This window comes from Arthrobacter sp. BI5, from assembly GCF_056680065.1.
Genome location: NZ_CM155264.1, coordinates 418,985 through 433,764 on the forward strand (window position 1 = coordinate 418,985; position 14,780 = coordinate 433,764).

The following is a 14,780-nucleotide window of genomic DNA, read 5'->3' on the forward strand; positions in this document are numbered from 1 at the left end:
GGCCGGCGGTGTCAGCCGGTGGTCTGGTGCGGTTCCGCGGCCGTGCGTCCGCTGGCGCCCCAGCTGGCCAGCAGGCGGAGCCGTTCTGCCGACGGGGAACCGGGCTCCGCGATGTAGATCATCAGGACCAGCCCAGGCTCCGCGGTGATGGCGAGCTCTTCGTACGCCAGAGTCACTTCGCCGACCACAGGGTGATGGAAACGTTTCGTTCCGGAGCCGTGCATACGCACGTTGTGGGCACCCCAGAGGGCGCGGAAGGTCTCGCTCCGCGTCGAGAGCTCTCCGACCAAGTCCTGCATGGTGCGGTCGTGGGGGTCGCGGCCCGCCTCGGCCCGCATGATGCCCACGCACATCTCGCTGAACAGCTCCCAGTCCGGGTAGAAATCCCGCGACGCCGGGTCGAGGAATTGGAACCGCGCCAGGTTGGGCACACGGCCGCCGTCCCCGAGCACCGGCGAGTAGAAGGCCCGCCCGAGGGCATTGGTCGCGAGCAGGTTCTGGTACGGGTCGCGGACGAAGGCGACGCCCTCGGAGATCGCCTCCAGCGCCCACTGCAGGCTCTGTCGCGCCGGGGCCTGGGTGGCGACACGTTTCCGGGGCCTGCCGGAAGTGGGAATGCCGTCTGCCGCCCGGGCCAGGTCGAACAGGTGCTCCCGTTCGGCGTCGTCAAGGCGGAGGGCACGGGCCAGGGAATCGAGCACGGACGAGGACGCCCCCGCGATGGAACCCCGCTCAAGCTTGGCGTAGTACTCGACGCTGACGTCGGCGAGGAGCGCGACTTCGCTGCGCCGCAGCCCGGCCACCCGGCGATTCGCGCCGGCGACGAGGCCGGCTTCTTCCGGGGTGAGCCGTGCGCGCCGCGACATCAGGAACTCACGTACTTCAGCCCGGTTATCCATGTTTCAAGGATAAATCGGCACCGGACGAGAAGGGGGTCCCTCCCGGTACACCCCTTGACAGTGACTCCCGCGCGGAATGCATCGCCGGTTGACTGGATGAAGATTCCCAGCACGTAACCCGTCCGCTTCCCCTGCGGGCAAGGAGATCCTATGGACACCACCACCCTCCCGGCGCCGGCCCCGGCAGCTCTTGCACCGGCGAAACGACTGCCCCTGGCCACCCTGGCGGCGCTGGCCGTTATCGGCTTCGTCCTCGTTGCGATGGAGACCATGCCGGCCGGCCTCTTGCCGTCTATCGCCGCCGGAATGGGGACCAGCGAAGGAACCGTCGGACTATTCGTTAGCGCGTACGCCCTCGGCACGGTGATCATCACGATCCCGGCCATCACCCTGACAAGGGGCATGCGCCGCAAGCCGTTGCTGCTCGGCGCGGTCCTCGGCCTCATCCTGGCCAACAGCACCACCGCCCTCTCCGGCGACGTGACCTTGTCACTGGTGTCGCGTTTCGTTGCCGGGGCGTTCTCGGGAATCATCTGGGGGATGCTGGCCGCGTACGGCCGGAAGATCAGCCCACCCTCCCGTGCAGGCCTGTCACTGGCGATCGTGTCCGTGGGGGCGCCCGTCGGATTCGCCCTCGGCACACCACTGGGGTCCTGGCTCGGAACGACCTTCGACTGGCGCTGGGCGTTCGCCGGACTTACCGCGGTGGCCGTCATTGCCGGTGTATTCATTGCTGTTATCGCACCCGATGCCGATGGGCAACCTGGCGCCACCCGGCTTCCCCTGGTCAGGGTGTTCCGCATCCCCGGCATCGCCGTGATCCTGGCCGTCATTTTCACCTGGATGCTGGCCCACAACACCATCTACACGTACATCGCCCCGTACCTGCGGACCACCGGCACCGGCATCACCGTCGACGTCGAACTCTTCATCTTCGGAGTCGCCTCGATCGCCGGAATCATCATCACCGGCGCCCTCCTGGACAACCACCCCCGCCCGCTCCTGCACGGCAGCGTGGCCCTGTTCATCGCGGCCGCGGTAGTGCTGCTGGTCGGCTACGCCTCGGCCCCGGCGGTCATCGCCGCGACCATCCTGTGGGGGATCACTTTCGGCGGGGCCGCCGCCCAGCTCCAAGCCGCCCTCACCACCACCGGAGGCGCGGACGCCGACGTCGCCAACTCATTCCTGCCGGTGGCGTTCAACCTGGCCATCTTCACCGCCGGCATCCTCGGCGCCGCCCTGCTGACGAGTTTCGGCGGCCTGGTGCTGGCGGTCGTGATGATCGCCGCCGGACTGGCCGCGCTCATGCTGACCGTCTACGGGCGCCGCACCGCGTTCCCCGCCCGCCTCTAGCCGTACCGGCGGTGCCCAAATTCACCGCCCCGCCCGGAAAGGATCCACCCATGAACACTGGCAACCGTTTTTCGCTGGGAAAAGCCTTGCAGTCAGGCCTCCTGGTGCCAGCGATGGTCGGGATCGCCATCGCCGTGGCTGGCTGCAGCCATAACGCCGGCGGCAGCGCTGAAACACGGCCGCCCTCGCCGGGCACACCGGCGGGCGATCCGGCTGCCGCCCGGACCGCAACGTCAGCCACCACGCCAATCGTCATCGAGCTCCAGGGCCGGAGAATTGCAGGAGAACTCGACGGTAGCGCCACGTCGGCATCCCTCCTGGCCCAGCTTCCCCTGACCCTGGCGTTCCGGGACCACGGCGGCCAGGAAAAGCTAGCGCGGCTGCCGGTCCCGCTGGACCTCGCGGGCGCACCAGCAGGAAGCGAGGCCGCGCCGCTCACGATTGGGTACTACGCCCCCGATCGAAGCCTCGTCCTTTACTACCGGCACGTCGGCTACTTCAACGGGATCGTGCCCATCGGCACTTACCAAGACACCAACGCCATCGAAAACCAGACGGACGGATTCGCAGCCACCATCCGCAAAGCCGACTGACCGGCGCAGGCCGCCTGAGCCTCCACGCACCCACCGAAATAAGGTACACATCACGCTCTACGCCGGCTGGCCCAAGGGTATGGCTGCAATGGGCGTGGCCCAGCAATTCCTGACCGACAACAAGTAGGGAAAATCATGAACATCGAACCCACCGTGCCCACCTCGAAGAACCCGGCCGAGCAGTTCGCCGGCGACGTCTGGCTTGACCCGATCGCGCTGCCCCACGAGCCGGACCAGACGATGGTCGTCGCCACCGTCCGCTTCGCCCCCGGAGCCCGGACCGCCTGGCACTCCCACCAGCACGGCCAGTACCTCCGGGTCACCCAGGGCGTCGCCCGCTTCGGCTCCCGCGACGGCAAGATCATTGAAGTCCACCCCGGCCAGACGCTTTACACTCCGCCCGGCGAGGAGCACTGGCACGCCGCCGCCCCCGGCTGCTTCATGGAACACATCGCCATGCTCCAGAACGGCGAAGACCCCGCCGCCACCACCACCTGGGGGGAGCACATCACCGACGACGAATACAACGGTAACTAGCAGCGCGATGCAGGGCGCAGGCGCACGATAAAGGACTGCAGCCAGGAAGCTCACGGCCAGCGGGTCGGCGACACTTACTGCCGTTCTTACCTTGGCAGCGAGGATTCAGCCTGACACTATGGCTCCCAATTGAGTGACGCGGCGTGCCCTGACGGTTCCCGAACTGCCTTGGAACGGGAGAGCCACGAAAACCGCACCCGTCGAGTGTGACCGAAGGAGCCCCCGATGATCCCTGACGCATCCGGAAGCGTGCGCACCTTGGGCGCCCTGCGAGCGGCGGACGGCAAAGGGATCGTCCGACTTGAAGACCGGTTCGACGCCGGGAGGGAGGACCTTTGGTCAGCTCTCACCGACCCCAGCCGCCTCGCGCGCTGGCTTGGCGAGGTGGAAGGCGATCTCCACCAGGGCGGTGACTTCCGCGCGCACTACTTTGCCAGCGGATGGGAAGGCACCTGTCGCGTGCAAGTGTGCCAGCCCCCACACCGGCTGCTGCTTCTGACCGAATCCCCGGACGAACCGGACGGCGTGATCGAGGTGACGCTTACCGCCGTCGGCGACCAAACCATCCTGGTCATCGAAGATCGTGGCTTACCCCTGGAGCAGATCGCCGCCTATGGGGCGGGAGACCAGATACACCTCGAAGACCTCGCCGCCTACCTCGCCGGCGGTGAACCCTGCGATGCTCGGGCACGGTGGCAGGAACTCCACCCCGCCTACCAGCAGCTGGCCGCAGGCCTCACCTAGCAGACGGCAGATCTGTTTGCGCCACCAGCAGGTGCCGACGGTGGTGCCTTTACGCGGCCAGGTCCCGCCGACGCCAGCCGAGGAAACCCAGCACCGCCAGCCCGGCGGCGACGGCGGTCAGGGCCGCCAACGCGGGCACCGCGTCCGACCCGACCGGCAGCAGCGGGGAGTGCCGGAACGGGGAGAGGTCCATCAGCCAGCCGGGGGCGTTCCAAAGAACCCCAAACTCTCCGAGCGCCACGAACGCCAGCAGCACGCCCCAGACCGCCCCGGCCAGCCGGGGCGCCCAGCCGAACACCGCCAGGGCCACGCTGGTCAGCACCCACGCGGCGGGAATCTGGGCGAGCGAGGCGATCGTGGCGCGGCCCACCAGCCCGGCGTCCTGGACGGCGGTTGCGGCGCCGGCGCCGATCGACACCCCGGCCAGCACCATCAGCACCGCTACCCCGGCCAGCGCGAACACGTAGTGGCTGCCCGCCCAGCGGATGCGCGTGGTGGCCGTCCCCAGCAGGGCCTCGGTGTGGCCCGCGGATTCCTCGCTGCGCAGATGGTTCGCCGCCGCCACACCGTAGGCTGCGGCCAGCAGGCCCATGATGCTGATCTCCGCGGCCAGGAAGGCGTCCGTGAGAGCGTTCGTGCCGCCGATCAGCCTGACCAGGTCCTGGGCATTGGCGGAACTCAGCATTTGTGCCACGTTGCTGACCAGGGACCCGATCACCACGCCGAAAACGACGAAGGCCACCGCCCAGGCCAGCCACACCCGGTGCTGCAGGCGCACGGCCAGGGCCCAGACCCCGGTGAGGGAGCCGACGGCGGGTCCGGGCCGTTCGTCGCGCAGCCCCGCGCCGAGGTCCCGCCGGGCCCGGAGGGCAAAGGCCGCCGGAACGAGGAGGACGCACAGCGCCACCGGCAGCGCCAGCACCCACCACCGGTCCCCGGCGAACGCCCGGATCTGCTGGTTCCAGCCGATCGGCGAGAGCCAGGAAAGGAACGACGGCCCCGGTTCGGCGAGGTCCCCGACGGCGCGCAGCCCGTACGTGACCGCGATGACGCCGACGCTGAGTCCGGTGGCGGCGCGGGCACTCGCGGTCAGCTGCGCCGCGACGCCGGCCACGGCGCTGAAGGCCATCCCGGTGGCGGCCCAGCCTAGGCCGAAGGCCAGCGACCCGGCGGGCGGCAGGCCCCCGGCGGCCAGGCCGGCGGCGGACAGCAGTCCTACGCCCAGGCTGGCGCCCAAGCCGATGACCAGGGCGGCTGCCAGGGCCGCGTCGCGTCCCAGCCGGCCGCCGCCAAGCAGTTCCAGCCGTCCGCTCTCCTCGTCGGCCCGGGTGTGCCGGATGATCAGGATGGCTATCAGGACCGCGAGGATGGCGGTCATAAACGCGGTGTATTTGATCAGCGACAGCGCCCCCAGCGAGGCGGGATCATAGATGCGGCCGAACATCGCCACCATCGAGGCGGTGGCATTCAAGGCGTTGGCGGCCTCGATCCTGCTGCGGACATCGGGATAGAGATCCGCGCCGGCCGCCGCCGTCGAATACGCCACGACGGCGAAGCCGAGCACCCAGGCGGGCAGCAGCCAGCGGTCCCGCCGCAGCCCCAGCCGGACCAGGATCCCGGTGCCGGCCAGCGTCTCAGGCATTGCCGGCCCCGGGACCGGTGGAGCGTGTCCCGGGGGAACCCGGCCCGGCGGAGCTCCGTCCGCCGGTGCCCGCAGCGGCGGAGCCCACGGCTTGGGAACCTGCGCCTGTGGAGGCTGTCGTGCCCGTCCCGCTCCGGGAGACGCCGTTCCCGGCGCCGTAGTGCCGCAGGAACAGGTCCTCCAGCGTCGGCGGCTGACTGGTGAGTGCCCGCAGGCCGGCCGCGGTCAGGGCCTGCAGGAACGGGCCGAGGCCGGCGGGATCCACCTGGGCACTGACCCGGTGGTTGGCCACCACCACATCGTGCACGCCGGCCAGGAGTTCCAGCCCCGGCGGCACGGCGGCGACGTCGGCGGTGACGGACGTGCGGGTCAGGTGCCGCAGGTGCTCCAGCGGGCCGGTCTCCACCACCCGGCCGGCCCTGATGATACTGACCCGGTCGGAGAGCGCCTCGGCCTCGCTGAGGATGTGGCTGCTGAGCAACACGGTGCGGCCCTGCGCCCGGAGCTCGCGGACGCAGCCGCGGAAGGCGTCCTCCATCAGCGGATCCAGGCCGCTGGTGGGTTCGTCCAACAGGAAGAGTTCGGCGTCGGTGGCCAGGGCGGCGACGAGGGCCACCTTCTGCCGGTTGCCCTTGGAGTAGGTGCGGGCCTTTTTGGTCGGGTCCAGCTCGAACAGCTCCAGCAGCCGGTCCCGCCGCGCCCGGTCCTGGCCGCCCTGCAGCTTGCCGAGGAGCTCGATCACCTCGCCGCCGGTCAGGTTCGGCCACAGCGCCACGTCGCCGGGCACGTACGCCAGCCGGCGGTGCAGCGTCGCGACGTCGCGCCAAGGGTCCAGTCCCAGCACCCGGATGCTTCCGGCGTTGGACCGCAGCAGGCCCAGCAGCAGCCGCAGCGTGGTGGACTTGCCGGACCCGTTGGGCCCCAGGAAACCGTGTACCTCCCCGGCGGCCACCTCGAAGTCCAGGCCGTCGAGGGCGGTCACGGCCCCGAACCGCTTCACGACGCCGGCCATCTCCACGACACTGCTCATAGTCAACAAGGTACTCCGGGCCGCCGCCGCCGGACCCCTGCGGAAAGTCCCGTGTTCGCAGCCCGCGGCGCAGGTTACGCCCCCCGGTTACCGGGCACCGCGCGGCTGTGGTTGCATGGTTCCATGCCTTTTTGCTGGTCCCCCCGGGCAACCCAGACACTCTCCGCGGCCGCCCTGAGCGGACTGCTGCTGGCCAGCGCGGCAAAACACTTCCGCGATCCCGGGTTCTTCGCCCCGGTGGTCCCGGATTTCCTCTGCCGTGATGACTCCGGCATCCGGCGCAACGGGCCGCTCGCCGTGCTGTCCCGCGAGGAATGGGTGGCGGCGAGCGGGCTGCTGGAGGCCGGCGCCGCCGTCGGGCTGCTGCTCCCGCCCACCCGCCGTGCGGCCGCCGCGTGCGTCACCGGCATGTTCACCGCTTTCCTCGCCGGACACCTGGATGCGCTCCGCACGGCGTTCGGCCCCGACGGAACGCCCTCCCAACGCCGCATCCACAGCCTGCGCCTGCCGCTGCAGGCGCCGCTCATCGCCTGGGCGTGGAGCCTGGGCAGGCCGGTCCCGAAGGGGCCGCGCCGTTGAAGTTCACGCAATCCCCGGCCGTCCGCGTCGGGCTGTCCATCAGCATCGCCACCGGACTGTACGGCATCTCATTCGGGGCCCTGTCCGTGACGTCCGGGCTGGATTTCTGGCAGACCATGGCGCTGAGCCTGCTGCTGTTCAGCGGCGGCTCGCAGTTCGCCTTCATCGGCGTCGTGGCCGGGGGCGGCTCCGGCGTCGCGGCGATGAGCGCGGCTACCCTGCTGGGCATGCGCAACGGCATCTACGGCATGCAGCTCAACGCCCTGCTGCAGCCGCGGGGCTGGCGCCGGTTCGCCGCCGCCCATGTGACCATCGACGAATCGACCGCCACGAGCACCGGCCAGACCGACCCGGCGGAGCAGCGCCGGGGCTTCTGGACCGCGGGGATCGGCATCTTTGTGCTGTGGAACCTGTTCACTGCGGTGGGGGCGCTGGCCGGCAGTGCCCTTGGAGACCCGAAGCAGTGGGGGCTCGACGGCGCCGCGGTGGCGGCGTTTCTGGGCCTGCTCTGGCCGCGGCTCAAGGGCCGCGAACCGGTCGCGATCGCCGTCGTCTGCGCTTTAGCCACCGTCCTGGCCGTGCCGTTCGTGCCGGCCGGGGTGCCGATCCTGGTCGCCGCGCTCGTGGCGGCGGTGGTCGGCTGGTTCAGCCACGGTCGCAGCGACGAGGGACTGGAACCGGACGTCGACCCGTACGCCGAGGAGCATGAGGTTGCCCGCCGTTCCGGCCGCGGCCCGGGGGAGGGATAGTGACGCTCTGGTTCTGGCTCCTGCTCTCCTGTGTGCTGGCCTACGCCTGGAAACTGGTGGGGTACCTGGTGCCGGCCAGCCTGCTGCGCAATCCGCGGATGTCCCGGATCGCCGGCACCATGACGATCGGCCTGCTGGCCTCCCTGACCGTCGTGAATACGGTGGCGTCCGGGCAGTCGCTGGCGCTGGACGCCCGGCTCGGCGCCCTCGCCGCGGCGGCCGTCGCACTCTGGTTCCGGGCACCGTTCCTAGTGGTGGTCCTGGCGGGGGCGGGCGCCGCGGCCGGGCTGCGGCTGCTCGGCTGGAACTGAGGGCCGCCGGACGCTGAACGGTCTTTAGCCCCTAGTTCCGCCCGGCGGGCGGTGCGAGCATTCGATCATGAGCGACAATGACGCGCCGAATGCCGCTGCCTCCGGTCCGGACGATCCGGAAGCGGTGAAGCCGGATGATCCGGAAGCGGTGAACCCGGAAGCGGCCGGCAAGGCGCACCATTCCAAGACGCACGAACATTTTGTGTCCCCCGGGGCCGAGTCGACCCGGGAACTGCGGGAGATGGCGCGCCGCCGCCGGGAGGCCGAGGAGAAGCTGCAGCAGCATCTCCAGGAGGCACACCACCTGCACGAAGCCAAGGAAAAGCCCGACCTCCACGAAGCCAAGGACAAGCCCGCGGACGGCTAACCGCCCCGGATCAGGCGGCCCTAGTCGCCGTCGACCGTGACGACGATCTTGCCGCGGGTATGGCCCTCCATGTTGAGCCGGAAGGCATCGGCAGCCTGCGCCAGCGGGAAGGTCTGCGCCACCTCAACCCGGAGCTTGCGCTCGTCGACCAGGTCGGCGAGCTTCTGCAGTTCGGCGCCAACGGGGTTCACCCACATCCAGGTGCCGCCGTGCTGTTCTACCTCGCTGTCCGCGATGGAGGCGTGGCGGCCGCCGTCGGCCAGCACCGCCAGGGTGGCCTCGAGGTTGCCGCCCACGAAGTCCGCGACGACGTCGACGCCTTCCGGGCGCAGGGCCCGTACCCGCTCCGCGAGCCCCTCTCCGTAGCTGACCGGCTCGGCCCCGAGGGAGCGGATGAAGTCGTGGTTCTTTTCGGAGGCGGTCGCGATGACCCTGGCGCCGAGCGCCGCGGCGATCTGGATTCCCAGCGACCCGACGCCGCCGGCGCCGCCATGGATCAGCAGGGTCTCACCCGCTGTGAGGCCCAGCCGGGTGAGGACCTGGTAGGCAGTCAATCCCGCCAGGGGAAGGCCGGCGGATTCGTTCCACCCGAGGGACGCGGGCTTGCGGGCCAGGAGCCGTTCCGGCAGGGCAATGTATTCGGCGAAGCTTCCGCCGTGGACGTAGTCTTTGCGGCCGTAGGAAATGACTTCCTCGCCGGGCTGGAGATGCGGAGCATCGATGCCGACCGACTCGACGATGCCGGCCACGTCCCACCCGGGGATGGCCGGGAACTGCAGATCCATGGCTGCGTCAAGGTAGCCGGCCATGATTTTCCAGTCGACCGGGTTGACCGACACCGCCTTGACTTTGACCAGGACCATCCCCGGCCCGACCTTCGGCAGCGGCTGCTCCGTCAGCTCAAGGACGTCCGGACTTCCGTATTCGCTGTAAGTTATTGCCTTCATGCAGCCCATAACAGCGGCCGCCGGGGCGCTATTCCGCACCCCGGTCCAGGACGGCCGGTGGCGGCGGAGCCTCAGCGGGCGGTGCCGAGGCCTGCGAGCTTCAGGATGAGCTGCAGGCCCTCCGGGGTGCCGGGCCAGTTCCGCTCCACCGCCTCCACGCCCGCCCGGGCGACCACGGACCGCAACACAAGGGCGACGATCACGACGTCGTCCGCGTAACCGATGACCGGCAGGAAGTCCGGCACCAGGTCGATCGGGGAGAGCAGGTACGCCAGCAGCAGGCCCAGCCGGACACGCACCCCCACCGCGACCGTGCGGTCGGCCAGCAACCGGCGGATCAGCCGGAGCAGATCCGGGAGCAGACGCAAGGCGTCCTTCATGGTGACGGTTTCGGGATGCCGCCGTGCGTAGCCCCAGAGGAGGAGCAGCAGCACGGCATACAGCAGCAAGAGGCCGCCGAGTACGCCGGCAGCGGTTTCCCAGGTCATGGGCCCAACGCTACTTGGTACCGTAGGCAGACCCGAAGCCGACGCCGAATGCGGTGCCGTACGTCGTCCCCGGCACCAGCGACTGGGGCGGCAGGGGACGGTCGGGCCGCTCGGCACGGATGGCGTCCTCCATCAGTGCCACCGGACGGCGCCACGCGTTCGATCCGGCCTCCATCGTGTCCACCACGCCGATCAGCATGGCCAGCAGCCGAATCATGTCCGTCATCGAGATGTCGCTGCGCAGCGTGCCCTGGCCCTGCCCGCGGCCAAGCAGCACGGCGACGGACTCGATCAGGTCTCCGGTGATCCCGGTGAGCACCCCGCGGCGTCCCGCCACCGCGCCGAGGAGGTTGGCTTCGTCGCTGGCAACCCCCATCAGGGCGTCGACTATGCGGAACAGGCCTTCCGCCGCGTCCTTGCCGGCCAGGGCCTCCTCGATCACCGGATTGACCCGCAGCTTCAACTGTTGGTGCAGGGCGGCGAGGACGAGTTCTTCTTTGTCGGCAAAGTTCCTGAACAGCGTGGCGGGGCCCACTCCGGCGGTGACGGCGATGGTCTGCAGCGGGACTTCGGGGCCGTGCTCGCGGAAGCACTGGCGGGCCGCGGCAATGATCTTGTTGACGTTCCGCGCGGCGTCCGCACGGAGCGGCCTGCGGTCTACTGCCCGGTTCATTTGCTTAGGGTAGCAACGGGAAGGCGGAGGAAACCTGTTACCGGCGGGTACTTCTATATGTGACGTGTTGGGCCGCCGTTCCGGGCCCTGGCGTGCCCCGGCCCGCGTGGCAGACTGGAGCCATGTTGCTTGCATTTTCTGTCGCACCCTCAGGCCGCCCCGCAGACGCCCCGGCCGGTTCCGAAGCCGACGACGCGTCGGTCCACCACGCCGTCGCCGAGGCGGTGCGGATCGTCCGCGAATCCGGCCTGCCGAACCACACGGACTCGATGTTCACCACAATTGAGGGGGACTGGGATGAGGTGTTCGACGTCGTGAAGCGCGCCACCGAAGCCGTGGGCCGCTACGGCAGCCGCGTCTCCCTGGTGATCAAGGCGGACATCCGCCCCGGCTACACGGGCGAACTGACCGGCAAACTGGACCGGTTGGAACAAGCCCTGGGCGGTTAGCGCCCTCTGCCGTGGCCGGCGGCGCCGAAGCCCGGCCCTACCGTCGGGCGGGGGCAACTGGAAGACTGGCCGCATGATCGAGCACCAGCCCACCTCCCGCTGGATCGCCGTCGAGGAGTACCTCTCCGGCGTCGTGGTCCGGCCCGACAACTCGCTGCGGCACGCGGTGGCTGCCGCCCTGGCGGCGGGAATGCCGCCCATCGAGGTTGCGCCCAACGCCGGCAAGCTCCTGAAGCTGCTGGTCCAGATCTCCGGAGCCCGGCGGGTGCTGGAGATCGGCACCCTGGCGGGCTTCAGCACCATCTGGATGGCCCAGGGCCTGTCCGACGGCGGCCGGCTCACCACGTGCGAATTCGTGCCCAGGCACGCCGAGGTGGCCCGCGCCAACCTCGACCAGGCTGGACTGGGCCACCTGGTGGAAATCCGGGTGGGCGCCGCCCTGGACACGCTGCGCGCGCTGGAAGGCGAGGGCGCCGAGCCGTTCGACTTCGTGTTCATCGACGCGGACAAGGAAAACAACCCGCACTACCTGGACTGGGCCATTCGGCTGGGCCGCCCCGGTACCACGGTGGTGATGGACAACGTGGTCTGGGAAGGGGCAGTGCTGGAACCGGCCCTGGACGCCGTCAACGCGCCGGGGATCGTCGCGGCGCTGCAGATGATGGGTGAGGATCCGCGGCTGGACGCCACCGTGATCCAGACCGTGGGATCGAAGGGCTGGGACGGTTTCGCCCTCGCCCGCGTGCTCTAGTGCGGGATGGTGTGCGCAGTGCTGCTGGCCGGCCGGCAACGACAGTGGGCAAGGACCGGCCAGGTGCTAAGTATGCTTAGATTTACCCAGCGGCGGCTTCGGCCGGCAGCTGCAGGCACGGACAACACCAGGCGCACTTCGCAAAGGACACGGACCAGGCAATGAACGCGACCCAGGAAGCCCGCCCTCCCCAGGCCGTGCGGATCAGCTCTACGCCTGGCGACTTGACCGGGCTGAATCCGCTGCTGCAAGCCGCCGAGGCCGGCATCGGTGACGTCCCGGCCCTGCTGGCCCTGGCCAAGGACCTGGGCGGGACCGCACCCAAGCCGGGCGCAGGCCGGACCGGCTACCTCTGGGAGATCCTCGCCTCGGTGACCGCCGTCGACGTCGCCGCGGGCCGGATCTTGGAACCCCACCTCGACGCCGCCGCCATCCTCACCCAGGCCGGCACGGTCCCGGGTTCGACCGGCGTTTCCTTCGACGGGACCTGGGGTGTCTTCGCCGCCGAGGCTCCCGGGCTGAAGCTGGAAGCCAAAAGCGCCGGCGGCGGCGTCGTCCTGAACGGCTCCAAACCGTGGTGCTCCATCGCCGCTCAACTGGACCACGCCGTGCTCACCGCGCACCTGGACGACGGCGGCGGCCGCGCCGCGTTCGCCGTCGACCTACACGCCGCCGGGGTCAGCTTCGCCGACCCGGAATGGACCAGCCTGGGCCTGCGCGAGGTCCCCAGCGGCACCGTACACTTCGACGCCGTGCCGGCCGTCCCGCTCGGCCCGGCCGGCTGGTACTACCAGCGTCCCGGCTTCGCCTGGGGCGGCATGGGGGTCGCCGCCTGCTGGTTCGGCGGCGCCGTCGCGGTGGCCCGCAGCTACGTGGATTCCCTGCAGAAAGCGGCCGACGGCGGCCGCGAACCGGACCAGCTCGCCCTCGCCCACCTCGGCGAAATCGACCGCACCCTGACCGGACTCACCCAGTACCTCGCCCGGACCGCGGCCCGGATCGACGCCGGCGAGCTCTCCGGAGCCGGCGCGTGGAGCGAGGCGCTGCGCGTCCGCGGCAGCGTGGCCGCCGCCGTCGAACGCGTCCAGGCGCTGGTGAGCCAAAACCTCGGGCCCGCCCCGCTGGCCTTCGACGCGCGCTACGGCAAGCGCATGGCCGACCTCTCGCTCCACATCCGCCAGCACCACGCCATGCGCGACGACGCCCAGCTCGGCGCACTGGCCTTCAAGGGGGACTACCCATGGTGAGCTTCACCCACCACGACGCCGGAACGCCCGAAGAGGACTGGGCGCGCAGCGGCGCCGCCGCCCTGCCGGAGCTCCCGCTCGACGCCGGCGAGCTGGCCGGCACGGCGTTCATCGTCCTGGCCGCCCACCCCGACGACGAATCCCTGGGCGCCGGCGGGCTGATGGCCCGGCTGCACGGCCTCGCCGCCGACGTGCGGCTGCTGCTGTGCACGGCAGGGGAGGCTTCGCACCCCGACTCGCCCAGCACCACACCGGAACAGCTTGCCGACCTGCGGCTGCGCGAATTCGCCGGCGCAGTCGGACGGCTCGTCCCGGACGCCGGCTGGCGGTACCTTGGGCTGCCGGACGGGCAGGTCGCCGGGCACCGGGAACAGGTCCTGGCCGCGATCACCGAGGCCGCTGCTGCCACCGGACGGACCGCGGACCGGGTTGTCCTGGTAGCGCCCTACCGCAACGACGGCCACACGGACCACGATGCGCTGGGCGCCGCGGCGGCTGAGGCGGCCGCCTCCTCCGGCTACGGGCTGCTGGAGTACCCGGTCTGGTACTGGCTCTGGGCCAACCCCGAGGACCCGGCCTGGCAGTCCTGGCTGCGGCTGCCGCTGACCCCGGCCGAGGAGCAGGCGAAAGCGCAGGCCATGGCGGCGCACACCTCGCAGGTAAAGGCGCTCTCCGACCAGCCGGGCGATGAAGTGCTGCTCCCGCCGCCCTTCCTGCAGCACTTCTCCCGGCACTGGGAAACGTTCGCCTGGCAACGGCCGGCCGTACCGCCCAACGGCCCAACCGACGGCCCGGGGGCCGGTGCACTAGCAGGCGCTGCACGCGCCCGCGCGGGCTTCGCCGCGGCGGACGCCGAGGGACTCTTCGACACCGTCCACGCCCGCAGCGAGGACCCCTGGCAGTACACCACCAGCTGGTATGAACACCGCAAGCGGGCCCTGACGCTCGCGGCGCTGCCCGGCCGCAGCTACAGCGCCGGCCTCGAAATCGGCTGCTCGATCGGCACCCTCAGCGTGGAGCTCGCGGAACGCTGCGGCAGCTTCCTGGCCGTCGACGCGAGCAGCGCGGCGCTGGCCCACGCCGCCCGGCGGCTCGCGCACCTGCCTGCCGCGCAGACCCGCCACCTCACGGTGCCGCAGGACTGGCCGGAGGGCGCCTTCGACCTGATCGTGGTGTCGGAGGTGGGCTATTACCTCAGTCCGGAGGAGCTGGCCGCCCTGTTCGAACGGGTCGAAGCGGCGCTGCTGCCCGGCGGCACGCTGGCGCTGTGCCACTGGCGGCACCCGATCGAGGGCTGGGAGCTCGACGGTGACACCGTCCACGCCGCCGCGCGCCGGCAGCTTCGCTGGGCCGACGCCGGGCTCTACCGAGAGCGCGACTTCGTGCTGGAAATCCTCCGCGCCCCGGAGCCGCAGGGGTGA

18 protein-coding genes are annotated in these 14,780 nt (G+C 70.5%); 12 read left to right on the forward strand and 6 right to left on the reverse strand.

Annotation, left to right across the window (positions count from 1 at the left end):
* Nucleotides 1-11 precede the first annotated feature (11 nt).
* Complete coding sequence (locus AC1MED_RS02020; protein WP_479785217.1) at nucleotides 12-899, reverse strand: helix-turn-helix transcriptional regulator; 888 nt, start codon at nucleotides 897-899, stop codon at nucleotides 12-14.
* A gap of 150 nt (nucleotides 900-1,049) precedes the next feature.
* Between AC1MED_RS02020 and AC1MED_RS02025 the strand changes: the two genes are divergently transcribed.
* The 4 genes from AC1MED_RS02025 (at nucleotide 1,050) to AC1MED_RS02040 (ending at nucleotide 4,126) form a co-directional block, all read left to right on the forward strand.
* Nucleotides 1,050-2,252, forward strand: a complete 1,203-nt coding sequence (locus AC1MED_RS02025) for an MFS transporter (protein WP_479785218.1) — start codon at nucleotides 1,050-1,052, stop codon at nucleotides 2,250-2,252.
* A gap of 50 nt (nucleotides 2,253-2,302) precedes the next feature.
* Nucleotides 2,303-2,845, forward strand: coding sequence for a cyclophilin-like fold protein (locus AC1MED_RS02030; protein ID WP_479785219.1), 543 nt, complete (start codon nucleotides 2,303-2,305; stop codon nucleotides 2,843-2,845).
* A gap of 135 nt (nucleotides 2,846-2,980) precedes the next feature.
* Nucleotides 2,981-3,382 (forward strand): (R)-mandelonitrile lyase, encoded by a 402-nt coding sequence (locus AC1MED_RS02035; RefSeq protein WP_479785220.1) that lies wholly within the window; start codon nucleotides 2,981-2,983, stop codon nucleotides 3,380-3,382.
* A 225-nt stretch (nucleotides 3,383-3,607) separates the two neighbouring features.
* Complete coding sequence (locus AC1MED_RS02040; RefSeq protein WP_479785221.1) at nucleotides 3,608-4,126, forward strand: SRPBCC family protein; 519 nt, start codon at nucleotides 3,608-3,610, stop codon at nucleotides 4,124-4,126.
* Between the two features lie 49 nt (nucleotides 4,127-4,175).
* On the opposite strand, the gene AC1MED_RS02045 is transcribed toward AC1MED_RS02040, so the two are convergent.
* Together AC1MED_RS02045 and AC1MED_RS02050 are read right to left on the reverse strand one after the other, a co-directional pair.
* Nucleotides 4,176-5,768: an ABC transporter permease gene (locus AC1MED_RS02045; protein WP_479785222.1), complete on the reverse strand. Its 1,593-nt coding sequence runs from the start codon at nucleotides 5,766-5,768 to the stop codon at nucleotides 4,176-4,178.
* Entirely contained in the window at nucleotides 5,761-6,798 is a 1,038-nt protein-coding gene (locus tag AC1MED_RS02050) for an ABC transporter ATP-binding protein (RefSeq protein ID WP_479785223.1), read from the reverse strand. The genes AC1MED_RS02045 and AC1MED_RS02050 overlap by 8 nt, the downstream gene beginning before the upstream one ends.
* A gap of 123 nt (nucleotides 6,799-6,921) precedes the next feature.
* Here AC1MED_RS02050 and AC1MED_RS02055 point away from each other — a divergent pair, with 123 nt between their 5' ends.
* From AC1MED_RS02055 to AC1MED_RS02070, 4 genes are all read left to right on the forward strand, one after another.
* Nucleotides 6,922-7,377 (forward strand): DoxX family protein, encoded by a 456-nt coding sequence (locus AC1MED_RS02055; RefSeq protein WP_479785224.1) that lies wholly within the window; start codon nucleotides 6,922-6,924, stop codon nucleotides 7,375-7,377.
* Nucleotides 7,374-8,126, forward strand: a complete 753-nt coding sequence (locus AC1MED_RS02060; protein WP_479785225.1) for an AzlC family ABC transporter permease — start codon at nucleotides 7,374-7,376, stop codon at nucleotides 8,124-8,126. The genes AC1MED_RS02055 and AC1MED_RS02060 overlap by 4 nt, the downstream gene beginning before the upstream one ends.
* Entirely contained in the window at nucleotides 8,126-8,437 is a 312-nt protein-coding gene (locus AC1MED_RS02065; protein ID WP_479785226.1) for an AzlD domain-containing protein, read from the forward strand. The genes AC1MED_RS02060 and AC1MED_RS02065 overlap by 1 nt, the downstream gene beginning before the upstream one ends.
* Nucleotides 8,438-8,504: 67 nt before the next feature.
* Nucleotides 8,505-8,804 carry a hypothetical protein gene (locus tag AC1MED_RS02070; RefSeq protein ID WP_479785227.1) on the forward strand — a complete coding sequence of 100 codons (300 nt, stop codon included), beginning with the start codon at nucleotides 8,505-8,507 and terminating at the stop codon, nucleotides 8,802-8,804.
* A 20-nt stretch (nucleotides 8,805-8,824) separates the two neighbouring features.
* Here AC1MED_RS02070 and AC1MED_RS02075 read toward each other — a convergent pair whose 3' ends face one another.
* The 3 genes from AC1MED_RS02075 to AC1MED_RS02085 form a co-directional block, all read right to left on the reverse strand.
* Nucleotides 8,825-9,751, reverse strand: coding sequence for an NADP-dependent oxidoreductase (locus AC1MED_RS02075; protein ID WP_479785228.1), 927 nt, complete (start codon nucleotides 9,749-9,751; stop codon nucleotides 8,825-8,827).
* A gap of 71 nt (nucleotides 9,752-9,822) precedes the next feature.
* Nucleotides 9,823-10,239, reverse strand: a complete 417-nt coding sequence (locus AC1MED_RS02080) for a YkvA family protein (RefSeq protein WP_479785229.1) — start codon at nucleotides 10,237-10,239, stop codon at nucleotides 9,823-9,825.
* A gap of 10 nt (nucleotides 10,240-10,249) precedes the next feature.
* Nucleotides 10,250-10,912, reverse strand: a complete 663-nt coding sequence (locus AC1MED_RS02085; RefSeq protein WP_479785230.1) for a TetR/AcrR family transcriptional regulator — start codon at nucleotides 10,910-10,912, stop codon at nucleotides 10,250-10,252.
* Between the two features lie 122 nt (nucleotides 10,913-11,034).
* Between AC1MED_RS02085 and AC1MED_RS02090 the strand changes: the two genes are divergently transcribed.
* The 4 genes from AC1MED_RS02090 to AC1MED_RS02105 all read left to right on the forward strand — a co-directional run bounded on the left by AC1MED_RS02090 (nucleotide 11,035) and on the right by AC1MED_RS02105 (nucleotide 14,780).
* Nucleotides 11,035-11,361: a thiamine-binding protein gene (locus tag AC1MED_RS02090; protein WP_479785231.1), complete on the forward strand. Its 327-nt coding sequence runs from the start codon at nucleotides 11,035-11,037 to the stop codon at nucleotides 11,359-11,361.
* A gap of 73 nt (nucleotides 11,362-11,434) precedes the next feature.
* Nucleotides 11,435-12,112, forward strand: a complete 678-nt coding sequence (locus AC1MED_RS02095) for an O-methyltransferase (RefSeq protein ID WP_479785232.1) — start codon at nucleotides 11,435-11,437, stop codon at nucleotides 12,110-12,112.
* 161 nt (nucleotides 12,113-12,273) lie between these two features.
* On the forward strand, nucleotides 12,274-13,359 hold the full coding sequence (locus AC1MED_RS02100; protein ID WP_479785233.1) for an acyl-CoA dehydrogenase family protein: 1,086 nt from the start codon (nucleotides 12,274-12,276) through the stop codon (nucleotides 13,357-13,359).
* The gene (locus tag AC1MED_RS02105) at nucleotides 13,353-14,780 is read left to right on the forward strand and encodes a PIG-L family deacetylase (RefSeq protein WP_479785234.1); all 1,428 of its coding nucleotides are present in this window, start codon (nucleotides 13,353-13,355) and stop codon (nucleotides 14,778-14,780) included. Before AC1MED_RS02100 ends, AC1MED_RS02105 begins: the two co-directional genes overlap by 7 nt.